The 1,659-nt window shown below is 53.2% G+C and carries 1 rRNA gene; it reads left to right on the top strand.

What is annotated here, in order from left to right:
* Positions 1–1,659 (top strand): 23S ribosomal RNA (locus WFO70_RS22270); the annotation flags it as partial.

Here is a 1,659-nt window from a genome sequence, read left to right as displayed (position 1 = left end):
AGAACCTGAAACCGTGTACGTACAAGCAGTGGGAGCACCCTTGTGGTGTGACTGCGTACCTTTTGTATAATGGGTCAGCGACTTATATTCTGTAGCAAGGTTAACCGTATAGGGGAGCCGAAGGGAAACCGAGTCTTAACTGGGCGTTAAGTTGCAGGGTATAGACCCGAAACCCGGTGATCTAGCCATGGGCAGGTTGAAGGTTGGGTAACACTAACTGGAGGACCGAACCGACTAATGTTGAAAAATTAGCGGATGACTTGTGGCTGGGGGTGAAAGGCCAATCAAACCGGGAGATAGCTGGTTCTCCCCGAAAGCTATTTAGGTAGCGCCTCGTGAACTCATCTCCGGGGGTAGAGCACTGTTTCGGCTAGGGGGCCATCCCGGCTTACCAACCCGATGCAAACTGCGAATACCGGAGAATGTTATCACGGGAGACACACGGCGGGTGCTAACGTCCGTCGTGAAGAGGGAAACAACCCAGACCGCCAGCTAAGGTCCCAAAGTCATGGTTAAGTGGGAAACGATGTGGGAAGGCACAGACAGCCAGGATGTTGGCTTAGAAGCAGCCATCATTTAAAGAAAGCGTAATAGCTCACTGGTCGAGTCGGCCTGCGCGGAAGATGTAACGGGGCTAAACCATGCACCGAAGCTGCGGCAGCGACACTATGTGTTGTTGGGTAGGGGAGCGTTCTGTAAGCCGTTGAAGGTGTGCTGTGAGGCATGCTGGAGGTATCAGAAGTGCGAATGCTGACATAAGTAACGATAAAGCGGGTGAAAAGCCCGCTCGCCGGAAGACCAAGGGTTCCTGTCCAACGTTAATCGGGGCAGGGTGAGTCGACCCCTAAGGCGAGGCCGAAAGGCGTAGTCGATGGGAAACAGGTTAATATTCCTGTACTCGGTGTTACTGCGAAGGGGGGACGGAGAAGGCTATGTTGGCCGGGCGACGGTTGTCCCGGTTTAAGCATGTAGGCGGAGGTTCCAGGTAAATCCGGAATCTTGTTAACGCTGAGGTGTGATGACGAGGCACTACGGTGCTGAAGCAACAAATGCCCTGCTTCCAGGAAAAGCCTCTAAGCATCAGGTAACATCAAATCGTACCCCAAACCGACACAGGTGGTCAGGTAGAGAATACCAAGGCGCTTGAGAGAACTCGGGTGAAGGAACTAGGCAAAATGGTGCCGTAACTTCGGGAGAAGGCACGCTGATATGTAGGTGAAGCCCCTGCGGGTGGAGCTGAAATCAGTCGAAGATACCAGCTGGCTGCAACTGTTTATTAAAAACACAGCACTGTGCAAACACGAAAGTGGACGTATACGGTGTGACGCCTGCCCGGTGCCGGAAGGTTAATTGATGGGGTTAGCGGCAACGCGAAGCTCTTGATCGAAGCCCCGGTAAACGGCGGCCGTAACTATAACGGTCCTAAGGTAGCGAAATTCCTTGTCGGGTAAGTTCCGACCTGCACGAATGGCGTAATGATGGCCAGGCTGTCTCCACCCGAGACTCAGTGAAATTGAAATCGCTGTGAAGATGCAGTGTACCCGCGGCAAGACGGAAAGACCCCGTGAACCTTTACTATAGCTTGACACTGAACACTGGTCCTTGATGTGTAGGATAGGTGGGAGGCTTTGAAGCGTGGACGCCAGTCTGCGTGGAGCC

The organism is Leclercia sp. AS011, from assembly GCF_037152535.1.
Classification (GTDB): Bacteria; Pseudomonadota; Gammaproteobacteria; order Enterobacterales; family Enterobacteriaceae; genus Enterobacter.
The sequence above is the reverse complement of the archived record's forward strand: the minus strand, read 5'-3'. Positions and strand labels throughout refer to the sequence as shown.